Source organism: Rhodococcoides kyotonense (genome assembly GCF_900188125.1).
GTDB lineage: Bacteria > Actinomycetota > Actinomycetes > Mycobacteriales > Mycobacteriaceae > Rhodococcoides > Rhodococcoides kyotonense.
The window spans coordinates 194,784-218,695 of sequence record NZ_FZOW01000009.1 but is presented as its reverse complement, the minus strand read 5'-3'; the positions used below and the strand labels follow the sequence as shown (position 1 = coordinate 218,695).

Annotated in this window: 23 protein-coding genes; 14 read left to right on the top strand and 9 right to left on the bottom strand. The window is 62.2% G+C overall.

From position 1 onward, the window contains the following. Positions 1 to 3: 3 nt before the first annotated feature. The 13 genes from CHB96_RS16770 to CHB96_RS16710 all read left to right on the top strand — a co-directional run bounded on the left by CHB96_RS16770 (position 4) and on the right by CHB96_RS16710 (position 12,907). Positions 4 to 1,170 (top strand): acyl-CoA dehydrogenase family protein, encoded by a 1,167-nt coding sequence (locus tag CHB96_RS16770; RefSeq protein ID WP_089248191.1) that lies wholly within the window; start codon positions 4 to 6, stop codon positions 1,168 to 1,170. Then, the gene (locus tag CHB96_RS16765) at positions 1,170 to 1,919 is read left to right on the top strand and encodes an SDR family NAD(P)-dependent oxidoreductase (protein ID WP_089248189.1); all 750 of its coding nucleotides are present in this window, start codon (positions 1,170 to 1,172) and stop codon (positions 1,917 to 1,919) included. Before CHB96_RS16770 ends, CHB96_RS16765 begins: the two co-directional genes overlap by 1 nt. After that, positions 1,919 to 3,109, top strand: a complete 1,191-nt coding sequence (locus CHB96_RS16760; RefSeq protein WP_089248187.1) for a thiolase family protein — start codon at positions 1,919 to 1,921, stop codon at positions 3,107 to 3,109. The genes CHB96_RS16765 and CHB96_RS16760 overlap by 1 nt, the downstream gene beginning before the upstream one ends. A gap of 2 nt (positions 3,110 to 3,111) precedes the next feature. Then, complete coding sequence (locus CHB96_RS16755; RefSeq protein WP_089248185.1) at positions 3,112 to 4,350, top strand: acetyl-CoA hydrolase/transferase family protein; 1,239 nt, start codon at positions 3,112 to 3,114, stop codon at positions 4,348 to 4,350. A gap of 31 nt (positions 4,351 to 4,381) precedes the next feature. Further along, positions 4,382 to 5,311, top strand: a complete 930-nt coding sequence (locus CHB96_RS16750) for a hydroxymethylglutaryl-CoA lyase (RefSeq protein WP_089248183.1) — start codon at positions 4,382 to 4,384, stop codon at positions 5,309 to 5,311. 47 nt (positions 5,312 to 5,358) lie between these two features. Continuing rightward, positions 5,359 to 6,114, top strand: a complete 756-nt coding sequence (locus CHB96_RS16745; protein ID WP_089248181.1) for an SDR family NAD(P)-dependent oxidoreductase — start codon at positions 5,359 to 5,361, stop codon at positions 6,112 to 6,114. Positions 6,115 to 6,213: 99 nt separating this feature from the next. Beyond that, a complete protein-coding gene (gene menB, locus CHB96_RS16740) occupies positions 6,214 to 7,059 on the top strand; it encodes a 1,4-dihydroxy-2-naphthoyl-CoA synthase (protein WP_089248179.1) in 846 nt (281 codons plus the stop codon). A gap of 82 nt (positions 7,060 to 7,141) precedes the next feature. After that, a complete protein-coding gene (locus CHB96_RS16735) occupies positions 7,142 to 7,924 on the top strand; it encodes an enoyl-CoA hydratase/isomerase family protein (protein ID WP_089248177.1) in 783 nt (260 codons plus the stop codon). A 1-nt stretch (position 7,925) separates the two neighbouring features. Next, positions 7,926 to 8,918 carry an EamA family transporter gene (locus CHB96_RS16730; RefSeq protein WP_245865779.1) on the top strand — a complete coding sequence of 331 codons (993 nt, stop codon included), beginning with the start codon at positions 7,926 to 7,928 and terminating at the stop codon, positions 8,916 to 8,918. A gap of 51 nt (positions 8,919 to 8,969) precedes the next feature. After that, entirely contained in the window at positions 8,970 to 10,178 is a 1,209-nt protein-coding gene (locus CHB96_RS16725) for a CaiB/BaiF CoA transferase family protein (protein ID WP_089248175.1), read from the top strand. Beyond that, positions 10,175 to 10,987 (top strand): enoyl-CoA hydratase/isomerase family protein, encoded by an 813-nt coding sequence (locus tag CHB96_RS16720; protein WP_089248173.1) that lies wholly within the window; start codon positions 10,175 to 10,177, stop codon positions 10,985 to 10,987. The genes CHB96_RS16725 and CHB96_RS16720 overlap by 4 nt, the downstream gene beginning before the upstream one ends. Positions 10,988 to 10,992: 5 nt before the next feature. After that, on the top strand, positions 10,993 to 11,841 hold the full coding sequence (locus tag CHB96_RS16715) for an enoyl-CoA hydratase/isomerase family protein (RefSeq protein WP_176444333.1): 849 nt from the start codon (positions 10,993 to 10,995) through the stop codon (positions 11,839 to 11,841). 43 nt (positions 11,842 to 11,884) lie between these two features. Further along, positions 11,885 to 12,907: a phosphotransferase family protein gene (locus CHB96_RS16710; protein WP_089248171.1), complete on the top strand. Its 1,023-nt coding sequence runs from the start codon at positions 11,885 to 11,887 to the stop codon at positions 12,905 to 12,907. 58 nt (positions 12,908 to 12,965) lie between these two features. Here the strand turns inward: CHB96_RS16710 and CHB96_RS16705 are convergent, their stop codons facing one another. From CHB96_RS16705 to CHB96_RS16695, 3 genes are all read right to left on the bottom strand, one after another. Beyond that, complete coding sequence (locus CHB96_RS16705) at positions 12,966 to 13,865, bottom strand: SDR family oxidoreductase (RefSeq protein WP_089248169.1); 900 nt, start codon at positions 13,863 to 13,865, stop codon at positions 12,966 to 12,968. Positions 13,866 to 13,893: 28 nt separating this feature from the next. After that, positions 13,894 to 15,030: an acyl-CoA dehydrogenase family protein gene (locus tag CHB96_RS16700; RefSeq protein ID WP_089248167.1), complete on the bottom strand. Its 1,137-nt coding sequence runs from the start codon at positions 15,028 to 15,030 to the stop codon at positions 13,894 to 13,896. Between the two features lie 93 nt (positions 15,031 to 15,123). Further along, on the bottom strand, positions 15,124 to 15,927 hold the full coding sequence (locus tag CHB96_RS16695) for an enoyl-CoA hydratase-related protein (protein WP_089248165.1): 804 nt from the start codon (positions 15,925 to 15,927) through the stop codon (positions 15,124 to 15,126). A gap of 268 nt (positions 15,928 to 16,195) precedes the next feature. On the opposite strand from CHB96_RS16695, the gene CHB96_RS16690 reads away from it, so the two are divergent. Continuing rightward, positions 16,196 to 17,953, top strand: a complete 1,758-nt coding sequence (locus CHB96_RS16690; protein ID WP_089248351.1) for a class I adenylate-forming enzyme family protein — start codon at positions 16,196 to 16,198, stop codon at positions 17,951 to 17,953. Here the strand turns inward: CHB96_RS16690 and CHB96_RS16685 are convergent. The 6 genes from CHB96_RS16685 to CHB96_RS16660 form a co-directional block, all read right to left on the bottom strand. Beyond that, positions 17,876 to 18,337 (bottom strand): SDR family oxidoreductase, encoded by a 462-nt coding sequence (locus CHB96_RS16685; RefSeq protein WP_089248163.1) that lies wholly within the window; start codon positions 18,335 to 18,337, stop codon positions 17,876 to 17,878. The genes CHB96_RS16690 and CHB96_RS16685 overlap by 78 nt on opposite strands. Continuing rightward, positions 18,334 to 19,263 (bottom strand): acyl-CoA dehydratase activase, encoded by a 930-nt coding sequence (locus CHB96_RS16680; RefSeq protein WP_089248161.1) that lies wholly within the window; start codon positions 19,261 to 19,263, stop codon positions 18,334 to 18,336. Before CHB96_RS16680 ends, CHB96_RS16685 begins: the two co-directional genes overlap by 4 nt. Continuing rightward, a complete protein-coding gene (locus CHB96_RS16675) occupies positions 19,263 to 20,603 on the bottom strand; it encodes a 2-hydroxyacyl-CoA dehydratase subunit D (protein ID WP_089248159.1) in 1,341 nt (446 codons plus the stop codon). The genes CHB96_RS16680 and CHB96_RS16675 overlap by 1 nt, the downstream gene beginning before the upstream one ends. A gap of 28 nt (positions 20,604 to 20,631) precedes the next feature. After that, the gene (locus tag CHB96_RS16670; protein WP_089248157.1) at positions 20,632 to 21,804 is read right to left on the bottom strand and encodes a 2-hydroxyacyl-CoA dehydratase subunit D; all 1,173 of its coding nucleotides are present in this window, start codon (positions 21,802 to 21,804) and stop codon (positions 20,632 to 20,634) included. A 137-nt stretch (positions 21,805 to 21,941) separates the two neighbouring features. Beyond that, a complete protein-coding gene (locus CHB96_RS16665) occupies positions 21,942 to 22,790 on the bottom strand; it encodes a PaaX family transcriptional regulator (protein ID WP_089248155.1) in 849 nt (282 codons plus the stop codon). A 41-nt stretch (positions 22,791 to 22,831) separates the two neighbouring features. Next, positions 22,832 to 23,884: an NAD(P)H-dependent flavin oxidoreductase gene (locus CHB96_RS16660; protein ID WP_089248349.1), complete on the bottom strand. Its 1,053-nt coding sequence runs from the start codon at positions 23,882 to 23,884 to the stop codon at positions 22,832 to 22,834. Positions 23,885 to 23,912: the final 28 nt, after the last annotated feature.

Below are 23,912 nucleotides of genomic sequence, written 5' to 3'. Positions count from 1 at the left end.
GCTGTGGACTTCGACCTCACAGAGGATCAGGCGACGATCCGAGACGCCGTGCGCGAACTCGCCGGAAAGTTCGACGACGAGTACTGGTTGGACAAGGACTCGGAGCACGAATTCCCGACTGAGTTCTACGACGCCTTCGCATCCGGTGGATGGCTGGGTATCACCACTCCCGAGGAGTACGGCGGGCACGGTATGGGCATCACCGAGGCCTCCATACTGCTCGAGGAAGTTGCGGCCTCCGGTGCGGGCATGAACGGTGCGAGCTCGATGCACTTGTCCATTTTCGGCATGCACCCGGTCATCGTCCACGGTTCGGAAGAGCTCAAGCAGCGCAATCTCCCGCGCATCGTCAACGGAGACATGCATGTCTGTTTCGGAGTCACCGAACCGGGAGCCGGTCTCGACACGACGCGCATCACGACGTTCGCCAAGCGTGAGGGCGACAAGTACATCGTCAACGGACGCAAGGTGTGGATTTCCAAAGCGATGGAGTCCGAGAAGATTCTTCTTCTGACTCGGACGACGAAATTCGAGGACGCGAAGAAGAAGACGGACGGACTCACACTCTTCCTCACCGACCTCGATCGCAGCAAGGTCGAGATTCGCCCCATTCGGAAGATGGGCCGCAATGCGGTCACGTCCAACGAACTGTTCATCGACGGCCTCGAAATTCCGGTCGAGGACCGCGTCGGCGAAGAAGGAGAAGGCTTCAAGTACATCCTCGACGGTCTCAATCCGGAGCGCATGTTGGTCGCGGCCGAGGCATTGGGTATCGGACGTGTCGCGCTACGCAAAGCGGTCCGGTATGGAAACGAGCGCGAGGTGTTCGGACGGGCGATCGGCAAGAATCAGGGAATTCAATTTCCTCTCGCCGACTCTCTCGCACGCCTCGACGCAGCCGAGCTGGTGCTTCGCAAAGCCACGTGGTTGTACGACAACGGGCGACGGTGTGCCCGCGAGGCGAACATGGCCAAATACCTGTGCGCCGATGCGGGATTCGAAGCTGCCGACCGCGCACTGCAGACACATGGCGGCATGGGGTACTCGGAGGAGTACCACGTGGCTCGCTACTTCCGTGAAGCCCGACTCACCAGAATCGCACCACTCAGCCAGGAAATGATCCTGAACTACCTGGGTGAGCACGTTCTCGAACTTCCCAGGAGTTACTGATGTTCGATCTGACGGGCAGATCAGCCCTTGTCACCGGTGCCGGAAGCGGCATCGGCGCGGCCGTCGCGCGCGCTTTCGCCACAGCAGGCGCGGCAGTACTGGTCACCGATGTGAATGGAGACGGCGCAACGGCGGTTGCCGCATCGATCGTGGAGGCAGGCGGAATCGCGAAATCCGCGGTACTCGACGTTCGAGACGGCGATCAGGCGAAGGCTGCAGCCGAGCAGGCTGCATCGTTGACCGATGGAGCCTTGCACATCGTGGTGAACAACGCGGGTGCGATCGCTCCCAACATGGTGCCCAACTTGAGCGTCGATGATTTCAGACGCATCGTGGACATTCACCTGAACGGCAGCTTCGTGGTCAGTCAAGCCGCCCTACCGTTCCTGCCCGAGGACGGCACCGCCCGCATCATCAACGTCACGTCGGCTGCGGGATTGACCGGCACCATCGGTCAGGCGAACTACGGCGCAGCCAAGGCGGGCATCATCGGGCTGACCAAGTCGCTGGCGAAAGAGCTCGCTCGCAAACAGATCACCGTGAACGCCATCGCCCCACTTGCGGCCACGCCGATGACGGAAAACATTCGTTCCAACGAAAAGCTCGCCGCGAAGACACTCGCTCGAATTCCATTGGGACGGTGGGCGTATCCAGAAGAAATTGCGGCAACCTTCGTCTTCTTCGCGTCCGACGGCGCCTCGTACATCACCGGCCAGGTTCTTCCGGTCGACGGCGGGACGGTCATCTGATGGCGATATCGAATCCATTCGTCCGATCCTCGCGCGAGGTTCTCGTCGTCGACGCCGTGCGGACGCCGATGGGAAAGTCGCATCCCGAGCGCGGCTGGTACCGCGACACGCACCCCAACGAGATCCTCGGGGCCGTGTACACATCGTTGATCGGCCGAAGCGGTCTCGACCCGTCAGTGGTGGAGGACCTGATCATCGGCTGCACCGCGCCGTTCGGTGAGCAGTCACGCAACATAGGCCGAAACGCTTGGCTGCAGGTCGGATACCCGGCCGAGGTTCCCGCGGTCACCCTCGACCGCCGCTGCGGATCAGCCCAGACGGCTGTGGAGATGGGTGCGGCGCTCGTTGGATCGGGCACGCACGATGTTGTCATCGCAGGCGGCGTCGAGCACATGGGCCACGTCCCCATGAACTCACCTGCCAAGATCTCCGAGCTCTACGGCGATCCATGGCCGGCGGAACTGCGGGATCGGTACGACTTCGTCACCCAAGGCGAGAGCGCCGAACTCATTGCCGAACGATGGAACATCTCGCGCGAGGAGATGGACGAGTTCGCCGTTCGTTCGCACCGGCTGGCGTCGGAGGCGTCGGACGCCGGACGGTTGCAATCAGAGATGATTCCGTTCGAGCTGGCGGGAGAGATGCGGACGACAGATCAGACGGTCCGCCCCGGTACTGACCTGGACGCACTCGCCAAGCTGCGTACGGTCTTTCGGGAGAGCAGCGGTCGAATCACGGCTGGTACGTCGTCGCCGATCTCGGACGGTGGCGCAGGCATTCTGCTTGCCTCGCGCGAAGGCATCGACACGCACGGACTCACTGCGCGTGCTCGTATCATCGACCAGACCACCGTCGGAGTAGACCCGATCATCATGCTCACCGGTCCGATTCCGGCGACTCGAAAGTTGCTCGAGCGCAACGGACTGACGATGGCGGACATCGACCTGGTCGAGATCAACGAGGCATTCTCTTCGGTCGTACTGGCCTGGGAGCGTGAGCTTAAGCCGGACATGGATCGGGTGAACGTGAACGGTGGTGCCATTGCGATGGGCCATCCCGTCGGCGCTACAGGAGCGCGGCTGATCGCCACTGTCGTCGCCGAACTCGAACGCCGCGACGCGGAAATCGGGCTAGTCACGATGTGCTGCGGTGGTGGGCTCGGTACTGCCACGTTGATTCAGCGGGTGTGACGATGATCGATCTGACGCCGCACATCGGCGCCGGCTCAGGTGTGTGGTGGAGCCAGACCACGGCGGAACCGTCGCCGTTGGTGCATGCGCTCATGCGCCAGATTCCCGAGATCGGGCCGGTGCGTGCGTTCGTCGGAATGTCCCTCGACAGAACGTTCGCCGACGCGGTTCCCGACCAGCTGAGTGTCGTGTCCTACGGCGGGCTCGGTGAATTGCGGAAGCTCAGTGCACGAGGGCTTCTCGATGTTGTGCCGTGCCACTATTCGGCACTGCCGAGTCTGTTCGAGCAGAAGCTGTTGCCGTGCGACGTCGGGATGATTCAGGTGTCGCGGCCCGACGCCGACGGCTACTGCTCACTCGGGGTCGGAGTCGATTACGTCGAGGACGCAATACCGCACACCCCGGTCCTGATTGCCGAGATCAATACGCACATGCCCGTGACGCACGGTGCGATGAAGCTGCACATCAGCCAGTTCGCTGCCACCGTGGAGACCGACCGTCCGCTGCCCGAAGTGCCCGATCGGACACCAGCGGACGTCGAAACAGCCATCGCAGCGAACGTTGCGGGCCTCGTCTCCGACGGCGACACCATTCAGATCGGTGTCGGTTCACTTCCAGGAGCGGTGTTGGTAGCACTCTCGGATCACCGTGACCTCGGGTTGCACTCGGGGATAATTTCCGACGGCATTGTTGCGCTGGTCGACAGTGGTGTTCTCACCGGAGCGCGCAAGGAGATCGACCCGGGTGTTCTCGTGACCGGAGCTGCCCTGGGGACCTCTGCACTGTACGACCGGTTGGCGGATCTGCCGATCGAGTTCAGGCCTGCGAGCTACACCCACGCCCCGAAAGTGCTGTCCCGACTGTCCACATTGGTGGCGATCAACTCGGCTATCGAAGTGGACCTGTCGGGTCAGGTCGGATCGGAAACCCGCGGCGAGGAATACGTCGGTGCGGTCGGAGGCCAAGTGGACTTCTGCCGGGCGGCGTCGTTGACCGGCGGACGGTCGATCATCGCGCTGCGTTCGACATCGCGCGGGGAGTCGACCATCAAGGCGGCTCTCGATTTCGGATCGGTCACCACAGGACGGTCGGACGTCGACTTCGTCGTGACCGAGCACGGAGTCGCAAGTCTGCGCGGCGTGGGATTGGCGGAGCGAGCGCGTCGGCTCACCGCTGTCGCCGCACCCGAGCATCGTGAGCTCCTCGAGCGGAGCCTGACAGAACCGGACTGCACGTCCTGACCGGCGGCAGGGGAGAGGAACTTTCGAGACCATGACAAGACCACAGAGCGTGAAGATCCGGGAAGTGGGTCCACGTGACGGCTTCCAGAACGAACCCGAGACGATCTCGACCGACGACAAGGTTCGGTTGATCGATTCGTTGGGCAAGACCGGGCTTGGGCGTATCGAAGTAGCGAGCTTCGTACGTCCAGACGTCATTCCGCAACTTGCCGACGGTGTCGAGGTGCTGGAACGCATCGATGTCCCCGACCACGTGAAACTGATGGTGCTCGTTCCGAACTCGCGCGGTCTCGACAATGCGTTGAAGATCAAGGAGCGGTTCCACGAAGTCACGATCTTCGTCAGTGCGTCGGAGACCCACAATTTCAAGAACGTCAATCGGACGGTCGACCAGACGATGGCAGACAACGACGGCATGGCAGGCCGAATCGTCGATGCAGGCTTGAAATGTGCTGCGGTGATCGCGACATCTTTCGGATGCCCATACGAGGGACACGTCGAGTTGGACAGGGTCCTCGATCTCGCACAGCGGTTCGCCGAAGCCGGCGCCACCGAGATCGGTTTCGGTGACACGACGGGAATGTGCAATCCTGCGTACTCCGCGAAGTTCTTCGCGGCGGCGATCGAGCGTCTGCCGGATGTCGAGATCACGGCACACTTCCACAACACGCGTGGCCAGGGTTTGGCCAATGCATATGCGGCACTCGAAGCGGGATGTGCCAGTTTCGAGTCGAGCTTCGGCGAGTTGGGTGGGTGCCCGGTGCCGGCCGGCTCGACAGGAAACATCGCGTCCGAGGATCTGATCAGCATGTTTCACGAGATGGACATCGACACCGGTGTCGACCTCGGCAAGCTCATCGAATCCGCGCGCGACGCCCAGGACGTACTGGGACGCAAGTTGACCAGTCATTCGATCGTGGCAGGCCCGATCACATGGAACACTTTGGCCGCCAACGCCTGAGCGGCACAGCACACATCATCGAACAACGCAGGAAGAGAGAGCACAGCATGAGCAGAGTTGCATTCGTTACCGGTGGAGCACAGGGAATCGGCAAGGGAATTTCCGAAACGCTCGGAGCCCACGGGTTCAAGGTCGCAGTCGCGGACCTCAACCTGGACGTCGCCAAGAGCACCGCCGACGAGATCGCCGCTGCGGGAGGCCAGGCGTTCGCGGTTCGCGTCGACGTCACCGACACCGCGTCGGTCGAATCGGCGGTGAAGGAAGTCGAAGCACAGTTGGGTCCGATCGAGATCGCGGTCAACAATGCAGGCTGGGACGACTTCATGAAGTTCCTCGACACGAACGAAGAATTCTGGGATCGAATCTTGGAAATCAACTTCAAGGGTGCGTTGCGTGTGACCAAGGCCGTCGTTCCCGGAATGATCGAGCGGGGCTTCGGACGCGTTGTCAACGTAGGCTCCGACGCCGGACGTGTCGGGTCGTCTCTCGAGGCCGTCTACTCGGGTGCAAAGGGGGGAATCATTGCGTTCACCAAAACGCTTGCGCGTGAGGTTGCGACGAAGGGTGTCACCGCAAACACCGTGTGCCCCGGTCCGACGGACACGCCCGCGCTGCGCAAGTTCGCCGAGGGGTCGGGCGGAGACTCGGAGAAGGTGATCGGCGGAATGACGCGTGCTGTACCGATGAAGCGGCTGGCCAAGCCGAGCGATGTCGCAGCCGCGGTGTCGTTCTTCGCTTCCGACGCGGCCGAGTACATCACGGGTCAGACGTTGTCGGTCAGCGGCGGACTCACGATGGCCTGATTCTTGCCTTGCGCTATGCCCCTGCTGTGATCGTTTGCGGCAGGGGCATTTTCGTGCTCCTGATAACGATCGTTCACGGATGCCGGTATGCTGTGATCCATGACGGCAACACAATCGGTTCAGTGGACGAGCCTCGGTGAATACGAGGACATTCGGTACGAGCACAGCGGTGACGGAATTGCCAAGGTCACCATCTGTAGACCCGAGGTCCGCAATGCGTTTCGCCCGCAGACGTTGATGGAGATATCCGATGCTCTCGTCGAAGCGCGTGAGGACCCGTCGATCGGCGTCATAGTGCTGACCGGCGAAGGACCGGATGCCTTCTGTTCGGGTGGTGACCAACGCGTCCGTGGTGACACCGGGTACCTGACCGAGCCGGGTAAGAAGGGGAGCGTCGGACGCTTCCACGTGACGGACCTGCAAATTCAGATCAGGCGTCTGCCGAAGCCTGTCGTTGCGATGGTGGCGGGATACGCCATCGGTGGTGGGCACATTCTGCACCTGGTGTGCGATCTGTCCATCGCGGCCGACAATGCACGCTTCGGTCAGGTCGGACCCAAGGTCGGTTCGTTCGACGGCGGTTTCGGCGCGGGGCTTCTCGCAGAACTTGTGGGGGTCAAGAAGGCGAAGGAGATTTGGTTCCTGTGTCGTCAATACAACGCTGATGAGGCCCGCGAGATGGGCCTGGTCAACACTGTCGTGCCACTTGCGGATCTCGAGGCTGAGACAGTGCAGTGGTGCCGCGAGATGCTGCAACTCTCGCCCTTCGCGCTTCGCCTGATGAAGGCCAGCTTCAACGCCGCAGAGGATGGGCTTTCCGGGATTCAGCAGCTGGCCCACGATGCGAATCTCTTGTTCTACTCCACCGACGAGGCGAAGGAGGGCCGTGAGGCGTACAAGGAAAAGCGGCGTCCGGAATTCGAGAAGTTTCCGAGGCGGCCGTAAGCTTCCATTTTGGTCCTACAATTAGTAATGTAGGACATTATTGCCGAATGTCGGCCGCACCAGACACACGAGGACGGACCGTATGACCGACAGCAAAACCTCCGCAGTCGAATGGACCATCGACGCCGGAATCATGGTGGTCACCATGAAACGCACTCCCGCCAATGCCCTGGGTCTGCCGATCATCGACGGGATCAACGCAGCGGTCGATGCTGCAGATGCAGATGGCACGGTCAAAGTCATCGTCGTCTCGTCGAGCATTCCGAACTTCTTCGCCGCGGGCGCCGACATCAAGCACATGGCTGCCGTCGACGCCGCATCGTTCACCGAATACGGCGACAAGTTGCGTGGCGCGCTGGATCGCCTGGCATCGGCCGATCGGATCACCGTCGCCGCGGTCGACGGGCTTGCGCTCGGCGGTGGGTTGGAGCTGGCCATGGCCTGCCACCTTCGGGTCGGAGGCGGCGAAGCGTCGTTCGGTCTGCCCGAGGTCAAACTCGGCCTCATCCCGGGCGCCGGTGGAACACAACGGCTTCCGCGACTCGTAGGCCGTGGCCGCGCGCTCGACATCATGCTGACTGCGCGTCAGGTGCCCGCTGCCGAAGCACACGCCATCGGTTTGATCGATCGACTCGTCCCAGCGGGAACCGCTGTCGAGGCAGCGGTCGAGCTTGCCAAGACACTCGTCACCAAGTCTCTTCCGGCGCAGCGAGCGGTCATTCGCACGGTCGACGCGTCGTTCGATCTTCCGATCGACGACGGCTTCGCGTACGAGGTTGCCCAGGAACAGGACTTGTTCGAGGACGGCGAGGCCAAGGAAGGCATCACCGCGTTCCTCGAGAAGCGCGCACCCGAGTTCTCCTGACGTGGCGATCGAGCAGGCAGACGCAGCGCGCTCAGGCGGAGGGTTGGCCGTATCCAGGCCTGCCGGCCGCGGCGCTGTGGCATTGGCTCTCGGTCTCGTCTACGTCATTTGGGGATCTATCTATCTGGCCGTGCGGTTGGTCATCACCGAGCTACCGCCCCTCGGATCGATGGGCTTGCGCTTCATCGCAGCAGGCCTCCTGATGGGACTCTTTCTGGGGATACGGTCGGGGTTCGGTCAGTTCGCGCTGACATGGAGGCAATGCCTCGGCGTTGTCTTCATGGGAACGATCCTTCTCGCCATGGGAAACGGTCTGACCTCGCTGGGACAGCTGAAGGGCGTGCCTTCAGGTATCACAGCGCTGATCATCGCCACCGTCCCGCTCTGGATTGCGATGTACCGCACGATCAGCGGCGACAGGCCGTCGGCCATGTCGCTCATCGGGGTCGGAGCCGGCCTTGCCGGGCTGATCTTCCTGATATCGGCCGGACCGGGTGTCGACGGAGGTGGCCTACCGCTGGTCGGTGTCGTCATCATCCTGATCTCGAGTCTCAGCTGGTCTTTCGGTTCGTGGATTCAGCCGCGAATCTGGCTGCCGCGGAGTCCCTTCGTGGCGGCGACCTATCAATTGGTGGTTGCAGGGTCGGTCATGTCGCTGGGTGCACTTGCCGTTGGAGAGTCTTTCGACGGAACGGTCGGAACACGTACTTGGGGTGCTCTTGCATACCTCGTCCTGATCGGCTCGATCATCGGATTCACCTCGTATGTATGGCTTCTCGGTAACGCCCCGGTCTCGCTCGTTGCAACGCACGCCTACGTCAACCCCGTCGTGGCGATCTTCCTGGGATGGCTCGTCCTCTCGGAGCCGGTCACCGTGCCGGTGCTGATCGGCGGTGGCGTCGTCGTGCTGTCCGTGATTCTCGTGGTGGGCGGAGAGCGGGCGAGCCCCGACGTCACCCGCAACGGAAGAGCCTCGCACCCCGTCGGGGGATGAGCGACGTTCGTAGACCAGGCAGTGCCGACCATTCGAGAAGAGAAACCACGTATGAGCGAGACATTCACAGGTCCCCTGAAAGGGATCAAAGTCGTCGAACTGGGGTCTATCGGTCCAGGCCCGTTCTGCGCGATGCTTCTCGCCGACCTCGGAGCCGACGTCATTCGCGTCGACCGTGTGAGCGGAGCCGGCCTCGTCGGGCCCAATGCTGACTTTCGCACCGAACTGCTTCATCGCGGCAGACGATCGATCGCGGTGGATCTCAAGCATCCGGACGGAGCCGAGGTGGTGCTCTCGCTCGTCGACAGTGCCGACATCGTCATCGAAGGGTTCAGGCCCGGGGTGACCGAGCGTCTCGGCGTAGGACCTCAGCAGTGCGCCGAGAGAAACACCCGGGTGATCTATGGGCGTATGACAGGATTCGGTCAAGACGGCCCGTTCGCTCAGACCGTCGGCCACGACATCAACTACGTCGCTCTGAGTGGAGCTCTGTCGATGATCGGTCGCCGTGGCCAACCACCGACCCCTCCGCTGAGTCTCGTCGGTGACTTCGCCGGCGGTGGAATGATTCTCGCGCTCGGAATTCTCGGTGCGCTCGTCGAACGTCAGACCTCCGGCAAGGGTCAGGTCGTCGATGCCTCGATGGTCGAGGGAGCGGCACTGCTGGCGACCGCGTTCTACGGTTTCGTTCAGAACGGCACTTGGAACCGAGAGCGTGGCACCAACATCGTCGACAGTGGTGCACCCTTCTACGACGTATACGAGACAGCAGACGGCAAGTGGCTTTCGGTGGCAGGCATGGAGCCGCACTTCTACGCCGATCTGGTCACTCTGCTCGGGATCTCGGACGAACTGGGCGACCAGAACGACCAGTCGAGGTGGCCCGAGATGAAGCAGGTGTTCGCCGACGCGGTGCGTACCAGAACGCGGGACGAATGGGTGTCCGCCGCGGCGGGTTCGAATCCTTGCGTCGCTCCGGTGCTCGATGCCGACGAAGCGCCGAGGCACCCGCACAATGCCGCGCGTCAGTCGTTCGTCGAGGTCGACGGGATCGTTCAACCCGTCCCGGCGCCGAAATTCAGTCGAACACCAGCGGAGGTGGATCGACGTCCACCCCTGCCGGGCGAGCACTCCACGGCCGTCGCAACAAGTTGGGGCGTCGACGCCACGACGATCGAAGCTTGGCTCGCCTCGGGCGTGATCAGTCAAACAACACTCGGCCCTGAAAGGGCGACAACCGAAGGAGTCGAACACAGATGACGTACGCGAATCTCGATCTCGAGACCATAGAGATCACCGAGCCCTCTCCAGGAGTGGTACTGGCGACACTGAATCGGCCGTCGAGGATGAACTCGATGACAAATGTGATGTTCGTCGAATTGGAAACTCTCGCACGCACTCTCGATCGCGACGATGATGTCCGAGTGTTGGTGCTCACCGGCGCAGGCAAAGCGTTCTGCGGAGGCTACGATCTCGACGACGCCGAGCTGCTCACTTCATTGTCACCGATGGGGATGCTCGATCAGCAGGAGCTCGCCGCGCGAGGTCTGGCCGCGATTCGCGCAATGCGCATTCCGGTCATCGCCGCAGTCAACGGTGCCGCCGCGGGTGGCGGTTTGTCGCTCACACTTGCAGCAGACATTCGCGTCGGATCCACCAGAGCCCGGTTCAACGCAGCGTTCGTCCGAATCGGCCTGTCTGCAGGCGATCTCGGAGCATCGTGGTTGTTGTCACGGTTGATCGGACCGGCGCGCGCCGCAGAGTTCGCCTACACAGGACGATTCATCGAAGCGGTCGAGGCGGAGGAGATCGGGCTGATCAACTCGGTGTTCTCGCCCGAGGATCTGGTGAACGAGGCAGTGGAACTCGCGAAGAAGATCTGTCTCAATTCGCCGGGCGGAGTGCAGTTGTCGAAGCGTGCCCTGCAGGCGAACATGGAAGTCGCCTCGTACGCCGCTGCACTCGAACTCGAGAATCGCGGGCAAGCTCTGTTGACGCGTGGCGAGGACATGCCCGAAGCATTGGCGGCGTTCAAGGAAAAGCGCACCCCACAGTTCACCGGGAAGTGACAGTCATGACGGACATGATCAGCCACGAGGCAGCAACACTCAGCAACTACACGCCGCCGGAGCTCGAGACCCTGAGGCTCGAGGTTCTGCCGGGCAAGATAGTCGTGCTCTACAACGACCGCCCGGCCCGCATGAACTCCCAGACAGTGAAGATGTTCGAGGAGTACAACACTGTCGCGTACGCGTTGCGTGACACCGACGCGCGGGCCCTCATCGTTCGAGGGGAAGGGGAGCGGGCGTTCTGTGCTGGGTTCGACCTGGACGAAATCGATGTGATCACCACGATGGGTGTGCGCGACTTCTTGAAATTCCAGGAAACCGCGACCGGTGGTCTGGCCGCCATTCGGCATCTGCCGTTTCCTGTCATTGCAGCCGTGCACGGTGCCGCGACCGGCGGCGGAATGGCTCTTGCGCTCGCAGCGGACATCCGTTTGCTGGCACCGACCGCGAAGTTCAGCGCCGCGTTCGTCAAGGTCGGATTGTCCGTCGGTGAACTCGGGACGTCGTGGCAGTTGACCCGGCTCGTCGGATATGGGCGCGCCGCCGAGATCGGGTTCACCGCCCGATTGGTCGAAGCAGAGGAAGCCGTCCGGATAGGACTTGCCAACCGAATTGTGCCTGCCGACGACTTGATGAGCGCAGCCGTCGAACTTGCTGGTCAGATCGCACAGAACTCGCCGGGTGGTGTGCGGATGTCGAAGCGCGCCCTGCAGCGAAACCAGGAAGTGTCCTCCTACGCGGCGGCGTTGGAATTGGAGAATCGCGGTCAGGCCCTGCTCACACGTGGCAGCGACATGCCGGAGGCACTAGCAGCATTCAAAGAAAAGCGTCAGCCCCGTTTCACGGGTCAGTGATCTGGAATACGAGCATTTTTCGAAACGAACGACAGGCCGGTGTGTGATGTGGGAATGGTCCGATGAGCAGCTGAGGGCGCTGCAGCAGTTCCTCGAGGAGCGCGGTCTCGCGTCGGGTCCGGTGACGACAGCGACGATCGGCGACGGTCACTCGAACCTGACCTATCTGGTCAGTGATGGAACCAGGCAGATGGTGCTTCGGCGTCCGCCGCCGCCGCCGGTTCCACGCGGTGCACACGACATGCTCCGGGAAGCGCGTTTGATCTCTGCGCTGAGCGGCACCGACGTTCCGGTCGCGGATGTTCTCGCGACCGGCCAGGTCGGTGACGTCCTCGACGTGCCCTTCTACGTGATGAGCCATGTCCAGGGACCGGTGGTGACGACGGAAACGCCGGATGCGCTCCGATCTCCAGCCGACCGTCTGGCGGTCGCGTACGACCTTGTCGACACACTCGCAGCGCTGCACAAGGTCGACTGGCGCGCTGCGGGTTTGGACGACATAGGAAAGCCCGAGGGATTCAATCGTCGTCACCTGGAACGCATGGGTAAGTTGGTGGCCGACGAGTCGGGCAGGCCGCCTGCTGCTTTCGCAGCCATCGATGGCTGGCTTGCGGCGAACGTTCCCTCCGAGTCGGGAGCAGCAATCATTCACAACGACTATCGCATCGGGAATGTAATCCTGGCACCGGATTCGCCGGGACGTATCGCTGCGGTGTTGGACTGGGAGTTGGCAACCATAGGCGACCCGTTGTTCGACGTCGGCTACTTCTTGGCGTCGTATCCGGTTGCGGGCGAGCCGTTGACGCCGACAGCCGAGCTGGGCATCGCAGTCCTCGAGGACGGATATCCGACCCGGGACGAGATCGCTCAGCGGTATTCCGCAGTCACCGGTGCAGATCTAGGGAACATCGACTGGTACACGGCTCTGGCGCTGTGGAAGCTGGCGGTGCTGTACGAGTACGGTCGCCGTCGAGCCGATCGCGGAGTCGGGGACCTTTACTACAAGGATCCGGCGTTGGTCGAGTCCTTCCTCGGCGCAGCCCACCGCGCAGCGGGGATTGCCTAGCGACGAAAAAGATGGCCGGTGGGAACCCCCACCGGCCATCCTTTTCGTCTGTGGAAAATCAGACGCCGCGCTGAGACTTGGCCACTTCGCTTGCGGCCTTGCTCTTTTCACGCGCAGCCACCCAGTCCTCGTCGGACATCGATGTGAGGCCCGCGAACGTGCCTGGTCCTGCCAGCATCTGACCGCCGTCCATTGCGATCGTTTGACCCGTCAGATAGTCGCAGCCGTCGGACAGCAGGAACGTTGTCAGGTTCGCCAGTTCCTCGATCGTGCCCATACGACCAGCAGGAACCTGATCCGCCTGCGTTGCTCCGACAGCACTCTTGTCCGTCGGGTTGAGCATCTCCCATGCGTAATCCGTCGGGATCGGGCCTGAAGCAATGGCATTGAACCGGATCCCGTAACGCGCCCATTCGACGGCAAGCGACATCGTCATAGCGTGCACGGCGGCCTTGGCCATCGCAGACGGCACGACGAATGCAGACCCACTCCACACCCAGGTGGTGAGGGTGGACAGAACGACACCCTTTTGTTTGCCGGCGATCCAGCGCTTTCCTGCTGCGTGCGCTGTATTGAACGATCCGTTCATGACGGTGGAGGTAACCGCTTCGAAGCCTCGCGCGCTCAACGATTCGGTCGGTGCGATGAAGTTCGCAGCGGCGTTGTTGATCACTCCGGTCAACGGGCCGTGCCTGTCCCAGATCTCGTCCATTGCGGCACCGACGAGATCCGCTTTGCGGACGTCGACGGTCTGCCAGTGCACGCTGCCCGGCCGGGAGGCCGACGCCTCTGCTGCCGCCTCTTCCAGCACCGCGGGGCGCCTGCCCCACAGGTGTACTTCGGCGCCGTTGTCGACGAGATGTCGGGCGACGCCGCGTCCCAGACCGGTGCCACCGCCGGTGATGAGAATTCGCTTGCCTGCAAGGGTGGTGGGTGCGAACAACGGCGTCGTTGTCATCGATGATCCTTTCGGGTGGGTGTGGCCACTACAGGCCCAGACTCTTCGAGATGATGTCGCGCTGAATCTCGTTGGTACCGCCATAGATCGGAGGGGCGAGCGAGCGTCGAACCTGCTCTTCCATTCCGTACTCGCGCGCGTACCCGTAACCGCCCATCATCTGCATCGCTTCCAGCGCACTTTTCTTGGCGATCTCGGTGCACTTGAGCTTCGCCATGGAACCCTGGCGGTTGAGCGAATCCTCCTCGCCTGCATCGATTCGTTCGGCGACGGAGTAGACAAAGGTGCGGCAGTAGTCGATCTCGGTGGCCAGATCTGCGATGCGGTGTCGGATGGCTTGGAACGAACTGATGCTACGTCCGAACTGCTCGCGGTCCTTGACGAAGGCGATGGCGTCGTCGAGCGACCGTTGGGCGGCGCCCATCGACATCGTCGCGATGATCAGGCGTTCGACACTGAGCCCACGCATGAGGTGCTTCCACGCCTGCCCCGGTTGACCCACGACCGCGGATACGGGGATCTGTGCGTCGGTGAAATACAGGTCGTTGCACGTGCGCGCCTCCATGGTCTTCACCTCGTGCATGGTGAGGCCTGGAGTGTCGGTCGGCACCATCAGCAGCGTGAGTCCCTGATGCTTCGGACCGCTCGAATCTTCACGGACGAGGAGGAGGATGTTCTCGGCGACATGCGCGGCCGAGATCCAGGTCTTCTGTCCGTTGACGATGTAGTGGTCACCGACGCGTTCGGCTTTGATGCGTACGCCGCCGAGGTCGGACCCTGCGCCGGGCTCGCTCAGTGCGATGGCTTCGAGTTTGCCGGACGCCATGTTGGTGACGACCGATTTCTTCTGTTCCTCGGTGCCGTATCGGAGATAGGTCTGCACCGCGGTGAGGCCTGTCGAGTACCCGATGATCGGTGCGAGGCCGCGCGATGTCTCCTCGAGGAAGATGCACTCGTCGACCATGCCGGCGCCGCCTCCGCCGTATTGCTCGGGCAAGGAAACCCCCAGCCATCCGAGTTTTGCCATCTTCGCGAGGATCTCGGGACTGTTGGCCACAGTTCCGTTCTCGGTGAGCACATCTCGTTTCGAAAGAGTCCCGCATTCGGCGTCGCAGAGGTCACGCACTGCGCGTGCGAAGTGCTGTTGTTCATCGGTGAAACGCATGGTTTCGGTGCTCCTCGATGTATAAGCACGATATCGGCGTCACTGCGGTCACGTGGGTTCGACCCAGTGACGGCAGTGACGCCGACGTCGCTACTAGTTTCCGCGGTACTTCGAGAAGTCGGGCTTGCGCTTCTCGTTGAATGCGGTGATGCCTTCCTTGGCTTCCTCGGACTCGCCGAAGACTTTCAACGTCGAAATCGCCATCGCACCTTGCGCTATGAAGTGTTCCGAGTCGGCGTTGAGGGACTGCTTGAGCACTTTCAAGGTGAAGGGGGAGAGCAGCAAGATCTCGTCTGCCCATGCACGGACTTCCGCCCTGAGCTGATCTGCCGGTACGACCTTGTTGACCAAGCCCCAGTCGAGGGCTTGTTCGGCGCTGTATCGGCGGCACAGGAACCAGATCTCACGCGCACGTTTCTCACCTACTGCGCGGGCGAGATAGCCGGTGCCGAGGCCGGCGTCGAACGAGCCGACCCGTGGTCCGTTCTGGCCGAAAATGGCGGTGTCGGCGGCGATGGACAGGTCGCACAGCAGGTGCAGCACATGTCCGCCGCCCACAGCTACTCCGTTCACCGCGGCGATGACAGGTTTGCTGACATCACGCAGCACGCGGTGCAATGCTTCGACCTCGAACAGTCCGCTGTCCGACGGGCCATAGTCGCCGGTCTCCATCCGCTGCTTCTGATCTCCGCCGGCGCAGAATGCTTTGTCGCCTGCGCCTGTCAGAGCGATTGCCCCGACGTCGCTGCTCGCCCACGCGTGTTTGAACGCCTTGACGAGTTCGTCGACTGTGCGGGCACGGAAGGCGTTGTAGCGGTCGGGACGGTTGATGGTGATCCAGGCGAGCCCGTTGTCCACCTCGTAGGTCACATCGGTGAAGTCGGAGAAGTCGGTCATTTGACTGTGCTGGTCCTTCCTGTGTCGTGGCCTCGCTGCCCCGCAAAAAGGTGTCGGTGCAACGCCCGTGTCGGCTTTGGTCCGACCGTATACTGAATGTAGCCCTGTGAACGATCGTTTTCAAGACCCGATTCGAGATGGAGCTTTCGACAGTGCGTCGACAGATGCCGCCTGACATCTCGGACGTTCACCGTCTATGGTGCGCAGCGAACCGACCGGCATCCCGCCGCCTCGTATTTCCATACGGCACAGCATATTCGGAGGATCGATGACCCAGCAGGACAGTTTCGACGTGACCACGCTGCGCGGACGCCGAGCCGATCGGCGGTGGAATCGGCTGGCCGTAGGAGACATTCTCGAACGGGTGCGCAGTAGCGCGCCGGACAAACTCGCTCTCGTTGCACGAGAGGGGGCATGTGCTTCTGCACGATTTCGGAGGATGACCTATCGCGAGGCCGACGAAGCCGCCAATCAGGTGGCGCACGCGCTACTGGATCGCGGACTGAATCCCGGCGATCGAGTGCTGCTGTATTGCGACAATTCCATCGAGGCCATCGTTCTGATGTTCGGGGTTGCCAAAGCGGGAATGGTTGCCGTACCGGTCAATCCATTGCTTGCCCCCGATGTACTTCGGTGGGTCATCGGCCACGTGGACGTGGCGTTCGCCGTGGTCGACGGCGAGTACATCGAACGAGTGAACGGCGATCTCGACGAGGCGGGCGTAGGAATCGGCGTAGTGATTCCGGTCGGCGGTCAGGGACTCGGTGGAGTGGATACATTCGACGCGTGGATCTCTCGGTATTCGGTCGAGCCGCCCGAGATCGAGGTACACGCCGACGACATCTGGAGTCTGCTGTTCACCTCGGGCACCACCGCGATGCCCAAAGCGTCGATGACCTCTCATACGTATTCGTACATGGCGGGATTCTCGTACGCGATGTCGTTGACTCGCGGGCTGAAGTTCGAGACGAATTTCGTCATGTGCACGTTTCTCCCGATCGTCTTTCACTGCGGACACAATTCGACGCTGCTTCCAGCGTTGCTGTCGGGCGGGACGATGGTGCTGGGACGGCGCCCCGACCCGCGGGGGCTCGCCGATGCGATCACGGAGCACGGGGTCACTGCCGTGTGGGCGGGCTCGCCGGCCTGGGTACAAGCGCTGGCAGACGCGGCTCTGGACGACCCGACGAATCTCGACCTGAGCACGCTGACGGTGGCGATGTTCTCGTGGGGAGCGATGAATCCGACCATGGAGAACGATCTGCGCCGAGCTTGTGGCACGCAGGTGGCGCTGCTCGAGGTGTTCGGCCAGACCGAGTCGATGTCGTGTTTCAGATTCTGGCCGGAGATGCATCCGAGCAAGTTCGCGCAGACGTTCGACGGGGTCAACTACGTGGGAGTTCCCAACCCGATGTTGGGCGCCGACATCGTCGACATCGATGGAGTGAGTCTGCGCGGGAAGGCGAGTGTTCCCGGCGAGGCCGTGTATCGAAGTCCGGTGATCACCGCAGGGTACTACCGCGACGAGGAGTCCACCCGAGAAGCGTTCCGCGATGGGTGGTTTCATAGCGGGGACAGCTGCATGTACGACGACGACGGCCTACAGATCATGGTCGACAGGTTCAAGGACATCGTGAAGTCCGGTGGAGAGAACGTGTCGAGCCTGCGCGTCGAGGGTGTACTGGCCGCTCACCCCGACGTCGTCCGGGCGGCAGTCATCGGACTTCCGGACGACAAGTGGGGCGAACGGGTGACCGGAGTCGTCACGGTGAAGGCGGGAGTGATCCCAGACGCGGCGTCACTGATCGCATACGCACGTGAGCGTCTTGCCAGCTACGAGGCACCGAAGCAGATCGTGGTCGTCGACGCCATGCCCGAGACGGTCGGCGGGAAGATCCTCAAGTACAAGCTTCGTCAACGACTGAGTGGGGCGGGTAACGCCGGCAAGTCAGGATCGGAGTCGGGCGACGACGACCTTCGCGGCGTCGGCGGCGCCATTGACCGAATACATGGCGACGCCACCTGAGGAGGAACCGTGTTCGTCGTTCGAACCCACGTCGACCACGATGCCCTGCCCGATCGAGCGCATCGCCTGCAGTAATTCGGCGCGCACAGCAGTGGGTGCGTCGGATACCTCGACGAGTACGTCCGGTTCACCCAGGGACGCCGACAATTCGGCCACCATCCGGCGGGCTTCGGCCGGAGAATCCGGATCGCCTGATGCCGACAGTGCCCAGACCCCCGACGCAGATCGAAAGATCTCGGTCGCGGCAGCGTCGCCTGCCCCGGCATCCCGGCTGACGAACCCGATCCGCTGCACTCCGACGCGAACGAGCTCGTGAGCGATCTCGAGTCCTACGCCCAGATGATCATCGACCACGAACACCGTCGAGTTCACGATCCCGCTCACGAGCGCACCGTCAGCGGGATCGTCGTGTGCGAGTGGTCACCTGCCATCCCGTCACATCCCGTGCACTGGGGGACGATGCCCGCGGCCCGGTCGACCAGCTGATTCTTGGCGGCTACGTCTCGTGTCTCCGTCGCGGCGATCGAACCTGCGTACTCGTCACGGGCGAGCAGCCCGGCTCCGTATGCGCCGGCTATCTGCGGTTGATCGAGCAGCTCGATGGGATGCCGCAAGGCCTTCTCGACGTAGTGACGGGCGGCGGGATTCCGTGCGACCCCACCGGTCATGACTGTCGGGGTCGCCTTGCCGACCTGCGCGACGAGGCCGAGAGTGCGTACAGCGACAGCCTTGTGGACCGACGCAGCGACATCGGCCTTCTCCTGTCCTTGGGCGAGCAGCGAGATGACCTCGGTTTCGGCGAACGTGGCGCACATGCTGCTGACCTCCAAGCCGTCGGCTCCGGCGAGAGCCAGATCACCCACCTCGCTGACGTCGACTTCCAGAGCGCGGGCTAGGACGTCGAAGAAACGGCCTGTCCCGCTGGCGCATCGGTCGTTCATCGCGAACCGGTCGACGAGACCGTCGGAGTCGACGGCGATGACCTTGCTGTCCTGTCCACCGATGTCGATGACCAGGCGAACTCCCGGGTGCAGCGCCGCCGCACCCCGTGCGTGGCAAGTGATCTCGGTGAACGAGCGGTCGGCGCCCGGCACGAGCTTGCGACCGTAGCCGGTACTGATGGTGCGTCGAATATCCGTCTGCTCGACGCCGGCCGCAGTCAGTGCAGCGTCCATCGCTCGCCGGACGGCGTCACGACTGACCGCTCCCATCTGAACGACGCTAGATCCGACCAGCGCCCCGGAATAATCGACGACGGTTGCCTTGGCCGTCGTCGATCCGAGATCGACGCCCATCACGTACCAGTTCATCAGATCAACGTCTTCATTCTCTGCACGTCGATGGCTTCCAACATGGCTTCGAGACGACTATCGAAGAGTTCGTCGTTGTAGAACGACGCATCTGCGACATCACCCTCGAAGAAGAACGACTTGACGCCCCGCTCCCGCTCGGCGGCCTTCGCGAGCATGGACTGCGGATTCGTCATGGCGCGGCAGGTACGGGTGGAGTGGAATGCGATACCGTCGATCGAGTACTGATCGAGTCGACGAATCAGCAACTCTTGCAGGTTCTTCAGACCATGGTTCAGTGGGCACAATAGATAGTGCTGCCCCATCCCGCGCAAGGGGTTGTCGATGTCGACAAGTTGCGGTTCCTGCCAGAAGGATTCGTGCGTATAGCGGCCCGCGATGACAGCGACGTCGTACTCGGCGAACTTACGCGTCAGGAAGCCGAGCTTGTTCCAGTTCATGATGCCGTCGAAATACACTCGGTAGCGTTCGTTCTCGACCGCGGAGACACCGTCGACGATCCGTTGTTGGATTTCGGCCTTCATGCCGGCGAAGTAGTCGACGAGAGCTTGGTTTCCGGGAAGGAAATTGATCGGTGCGATGCTGGCAACCCAGTCCCAGTACGTCGCGGGAGTCGGTGCAAGCGTGCACAGTTCCATCGCTTCGAGCCGGAGCTCTGATGCTCGTTTGATGTAGGACATGCTCTCGCTCAACTTGTCCCAGTCGAACGGCCGGCCGGTCTGGTGTTCGAGAAACACGATCAGTTCGCGGAGCTGGCCCTCGACGTAGTCGCCGACCTCTGCCCATTCCTCGCCGCGCATGTACCCAGCATCGGGCTTGTTGCCCCACAGCATCGGGATCGAGACGTTGAAGATCGGAAGCTTACGATCGAACACGCGGTACGTCATCGCGTCCCACTGCTGACCGGTGCTGCATCCGGAGTAGCCGTTGACGAAGAAGTCGGGCGCAGGCAGCTTTGCAGCCAATTCCTGCTGATCGAGCATGCCGACGACACCGCTTTCGCGTTCGTTGACATTCTTCTGCGTCAGCACCGCGCACCCGAGGTGAGTCCTTGCGTACGAACAGAGTTCGCCGATGTAGCCGTACTCGGCACCTGCAGCCTGAGCTGGCTCTTCGAGGTGCTGCGCAGCGAGCCGGGCGGCGAATGCCTCACCGTGACACCACTCCAGACCTGCAGCTTGGAAAATCGGATTGAGCGCCGAGCCGTTGTACCAGACGACGTGCTTTCCACGTTCTTTCGCGGTGAAGATATTGTTCCAGTAGTCGGCGGTCATCTTCCCACCGAGTCGGGTGCTGGACAGACGATTCGTCTTGTCCTTCTGGGGTATAGCGATCGACATTCGAACTCCTTCGAACAATGGTGTCGGGTCAAGCCGGAACAGGTGCGCCCTGACGGCGGATGCGTTCGACGAAGGTCTCCATCTTGGTGCGGAGCGTCTCCACCGGAATGCCTTCGTGCTCCGTCTCGATGAGCAGCGACGGAATGCCGTTCTGTTCGAGCGCTTTTCGCAGCTCCGGGTAGTACAGCATGTGAGGTTCGCAGAACTTCGCCATCAGCACGACTACACCGACGGACCTACTGACCGACAGGGAGTCGAGCAGGTAGGTGTCCCAGTCGACCTTGCTGGTCACACGAGTGGGACACGGAGCGTTGATGTTTCGTTGCATGTACCACGTCGACAACGCTTCGAATGGATCCCCGATCTCGGGAACGTCGGTCGAGATGTAACGAAAGCCCGTGTACAGATCGTCGTCGACGACGAGTCCACCGGATTCCTCTATGACGTCGAGGATCTCAGGCTTGGGAGCGTGACAGAAGTGCCCTGAAAGATGTAGTCGAACGAGATCGTCAGGCGCGTGGTCGCGTATCGGCAAGTGGTTCGACAATGTCTGTAGTACTGCCGTGTGTTCCTCGATGTCCATCACCATCGACGATTTGACGAGCAACTGCATCTCACTCGCAGTGATTCGCGCACGTCCCGATCGGCGCAGGTCGTAGAACGTGCGCAACAGTCGTCTGTTCACGTTGAAGGCCCGGATGCTGTGGGACAGCCGTTCCGGCGTGACGACGATGCCCGTGACGCCTTCGATGTCGCCCCTGAGGTCTTCGATTCGGTTGTCCACCCGAGGTTTCGACCACGTATCGTCCATCGCGCTCGTGAATTGGGCGAAGTGAACCGGCTTTTCGGGGCGCGTGTATCTGATGGCGTCGACCGCGCCGAGCAGCTGGACGCAGTGGTCGGCCGCGACGAAGGCGTCGAACACATCGAGTTCGCCGATGGCTGCCTGATCGGCGACGCTCCGGGTGTAGCCGCAATAGAACTCGGCGAGCATGCTGCGCCCCTCGGTGATCGGCGTCTTGCTCTCCTGCACGATGACCGGCAATGCCCCAGCGGCATGCACGATCTCGGACGGGAAGTTCATGGGGAACGAGCCGACCACCGGGCGTTCGTGAGTCTGCTTCCATTGCTGTGCATACGAGACGGGATCGTCGGCGACTTCTCGTAGCGTCGCCAACGAGGGTGCGTGGAGTTCGCTCACTGTTGTCCTTCGACTTCCTGGCGTGGAACGCACCTCACCGGCGCTGTCTAGAACGATACATTTACTGAGCTGATCTGTCCATAAATGTAGAACGAAATCTGAATACAGCTATGCCAGGACTCTGCAGAGGATGTTGCCTAGTCCAGACGCGCTACGGACAGCCAATGCGCGTGAGCTGCCGGCGCCCATTCGGTGCGAAGATCCTGCAGACGCTTCACCGCGCCCAAGCCCGACCACTCCGGAAGCAGTGCGTCAGGAAGGTGCGGGTCCATATACGGCGTCTGCCGGAGTGCGTCGACCAACTCGAGGTGCGCGACCAGCGCAGCCTCACCCGACAGACCTCGCTTGTCCTCGAAGCGGTTCAGCAGCTCGTCGTACGTGTCGGCGATCTTCTCCAGATCCCACGAGCGCTGGACCAGTTCGTTCTCCGATATGCCTGCAGCCGCGGGCGAACCGACGAACGAGACGGTATTCGGCGACAGCCCGAGCGAGTCGATGACGTCGGTCGCCTCCGGCAGCCTGTCGACATGAGGGGTGACCCAGACGCCTGGACTCGGATTGCCGAAGCCTGCCCAACGGAACGCGGCGTAGAGCTTCTTACGCACAGCCCGATGGGACTCCGGCACAGGAGCGATGACGACGAGCCATCGGCCGTCCCAACGACCGGACCGCGATGCGTCGGGAAACACCCGGTTCGTGCCCTCGACGAACAGTCGATGACCCAGCTCGGTCAAGCTCCACTTGGTCTCGCGGCCGTCCTTCTCTGCCGTGATCAGCCCTGATGCGCCCGCGCGTGCAATGGCCTGGCGACTCGCGGGTTCTCCGTAACCGAGGCGTGCGAGCGCATACAGCAGCGCGGAAGTACGTACCGGCCGACGATACGGGTTGACGAACTCGCCGAGGATGGAGATGAGCGCAGACCGAGCGCTACTACCCGCAGTCGGCCTCGACACCTCTTTCGATAAGGAATCCGTCACGGGCGACATGCTATCTGCGAGCCAGCACGGACACTGCACTCAGCACTGCATCAGAGCAGCACCGGAGAGGGTTCCGGAAGCGACGCCGTGAGACCACGGAGGATATCGGCCGCCTCCGACGCCATCGAAGGCACGAATTCCGCGATGTCGATCACGTCGTGGATCGCCGAGGCCACTTGCCCGGTCAGAACGAGCCCGTCCTCGACGTCACCGTGCGTCTGAGCGCGTTGCATCGATTCGATCTTCCAGCGAGTCAGCTCGACGGCGTCGAGAACCTCGCCCGCTGTGGACCGGTGGTCGGTCAGCTTCATCGACGCCGTGTTCCGAAGCCCGCGGCACGGGCCGTACACGCCGTCGAATGCGACGTCGTCACCCTCATTGGCGTCGAGAATGGCCTGGATGTAGCCGGGATGCCAATCAGAATTCGCGGTACTCGCAATGAATCGCGTGCCCATCGCGACGCCGTCGGCACCCATGGCGAGAGCCGACGCGAGGCTTCTGCCGTCACGCGCACCGCCCGTCAGGAGCACCGGCACGTCGACCGCTTCGGTCACGCTCGGAATCAGCACGTACGAGTGCACTGCCTTGCTCGGTGCGTGTCCGCCCATCTCGAACCCTGCTGCGATGACGACGTCGACGCCGGCGTCGGCAGCTTTCACGGCCTGACGCGTCGACCCGACTTTGTGCTGGTGGATCATCCCGGCGTCCCTGATCATGTCGATGTAGTCACCGGGAAAGCCTGCCGACGTCGTGAGGACCGTCAGCTGTGTCGCCAGAGCGGAATCTGCGCTCCGCGCGTCGAGGACCATACGGATGTAGACGTCGGTGAACGGGAGTACGACGCCGTTACCATCCACACCGACCGGGATGTTGACGGCGAAATGTCGGTCGGTCAGGGAAGCGCATTCTTCGATGTGCTCACGAAAGGTGCGCGCGCCCGCCTCGATGTCGGCGGGCATTCCTGGCATCGACACCGTACCTAGGCCTCCCGCGTTGGATACGGCTGCGGCGAGTTTCGGTGTACGGAAGGGGCCGAGACCCTCCTGCACGATGGGGTGGTCGATTCCGACGAGACGGGTGTAGCGATTGACGATGGGGTTCACAGAGACTCCGTAGCGGTCGATGTATGAC

Excerpts from the sequence above, each read along its gene's own strand:
- CHB96_RS16695 (WP_089248165.1), bottom strand. The coding sequence starts at position 15,927 with ATGACCGACTTCTCCGACTTCACCGATGTGACCTACGAGGTGGACAAC.
- CHB96_RS16690 (WP_089248351.1), top strand. The coding sequence starts at position 16,196 with ATGACCCAGCAGGACAGTTTCGACGTGACCACGCTGCGCGGACGCCGA.
- CHB96_RS16700 (WP_089248167.1), bottom strand. The coding sequence starts at position 15,030 with ATGCGTTTCACCGATGAACAACAGCACTTCGCACGCGCAGTGCGTGAC.
- CHB96_RS16750 (WP_089248183.1), top strand. The coding sequence starts at position 4,382 with ATGACAAGACCACAGAGCGTGAAGATCCGGGAAGTGGGTCCACGTGAC.
- CHB96_RS16735 (WP_089248177.1), top strand. The coding sequence starts at position 7,142 with ATGACCGACAGCAAAACCTCCGCAGTCGAATGGACCATCGACGCCGGA.
- CHB96_RS16715 (WP_176444333.1), top strand. The coding sequence starts at position 10,993 with ATGACGGACATGATCAGCCACGAGGCAGCAACACTCAGCAACTACACG.
- CHB96_RS16720 (WP_089248173.1), top strand. The coding sequence starts at position 10,175 with ATGACGTACGCGAATCTCGATCTCGAGACCATAGAGATCACCGAGCCC.
- CHB96_RS16765 (WP_089248189.1), top strand. The coding sequence starts at position 1,170 with ATGTTCGATCTGACGGGCAGATCAGCCCTTGTCACCGGTGCCGGAAGC.
- CHB96_RS16680 (WP_089248161.1), bottom strand. The coding sequence starts at position 19,263 with ATGAACTGGTACGTGATGGGCGTCGATCTCGGATCGACGACGGCCAAG.
- menB (WP_089248179.1), top strand. The coding sequence starts at position 6,214 with ATGACGGCAACACAATCGGTTCAGTGGACGAGCCTCGGTGAATACGAG.
- CHB96_RS16745 (WP_089248181.1), top strand. The coding sequence starts at position 5,359 with ATGAGCAGAGTTGCATTCGTTACCGGTGGAGCACAGGGAATCGGCAAG.
- CHB96_RS16760 (WP_089248187.1), top strand. The coding sequence starts at position 1,919 with ATGGCGATATCGAATCCATTCGTCCGATCCTCGCGCGAGGTTCTCGTC.
- CHB96_RS16755 (WP_089248185.1), top strand. The coding sequence starts at position 3,112 with ATGATCGATCTGACGCCGCACATCGGCGCCGGCTCAGGTGTGTGGTGG.
- CHB96_RS16675 (WP_089248159.1), bottom strand. The coding sequence starts at position 20,603 with ATGTCGATCGCTATACCCCAGAAGGACAAGACGAATCGTCTGTCCAGC.
- CHB96_RS16705 (WP_089248169.1), bottom strand. The coding sequence starts at position 13,865 with ATGACAACGACGCCGTTGTTCGCACCCACCACCCTTGCAGGCAAGCGA.
- CHB96_RS16725 (WP_089248175.1), top strand. The coding sequence starts at position 8,970 with ATGAGCGAGACATTCACAGGTCCCCTGAAAGGGATCAAAGTCGTCGAA.
- CHB96_RS16665 (WP_089248155.1), bottom strand. The coding sequence starts at position 22,790 with ATGTCGCCCGTGACGGATTCCTTATCGAAAGAGGTGTCGAGGCCGACT.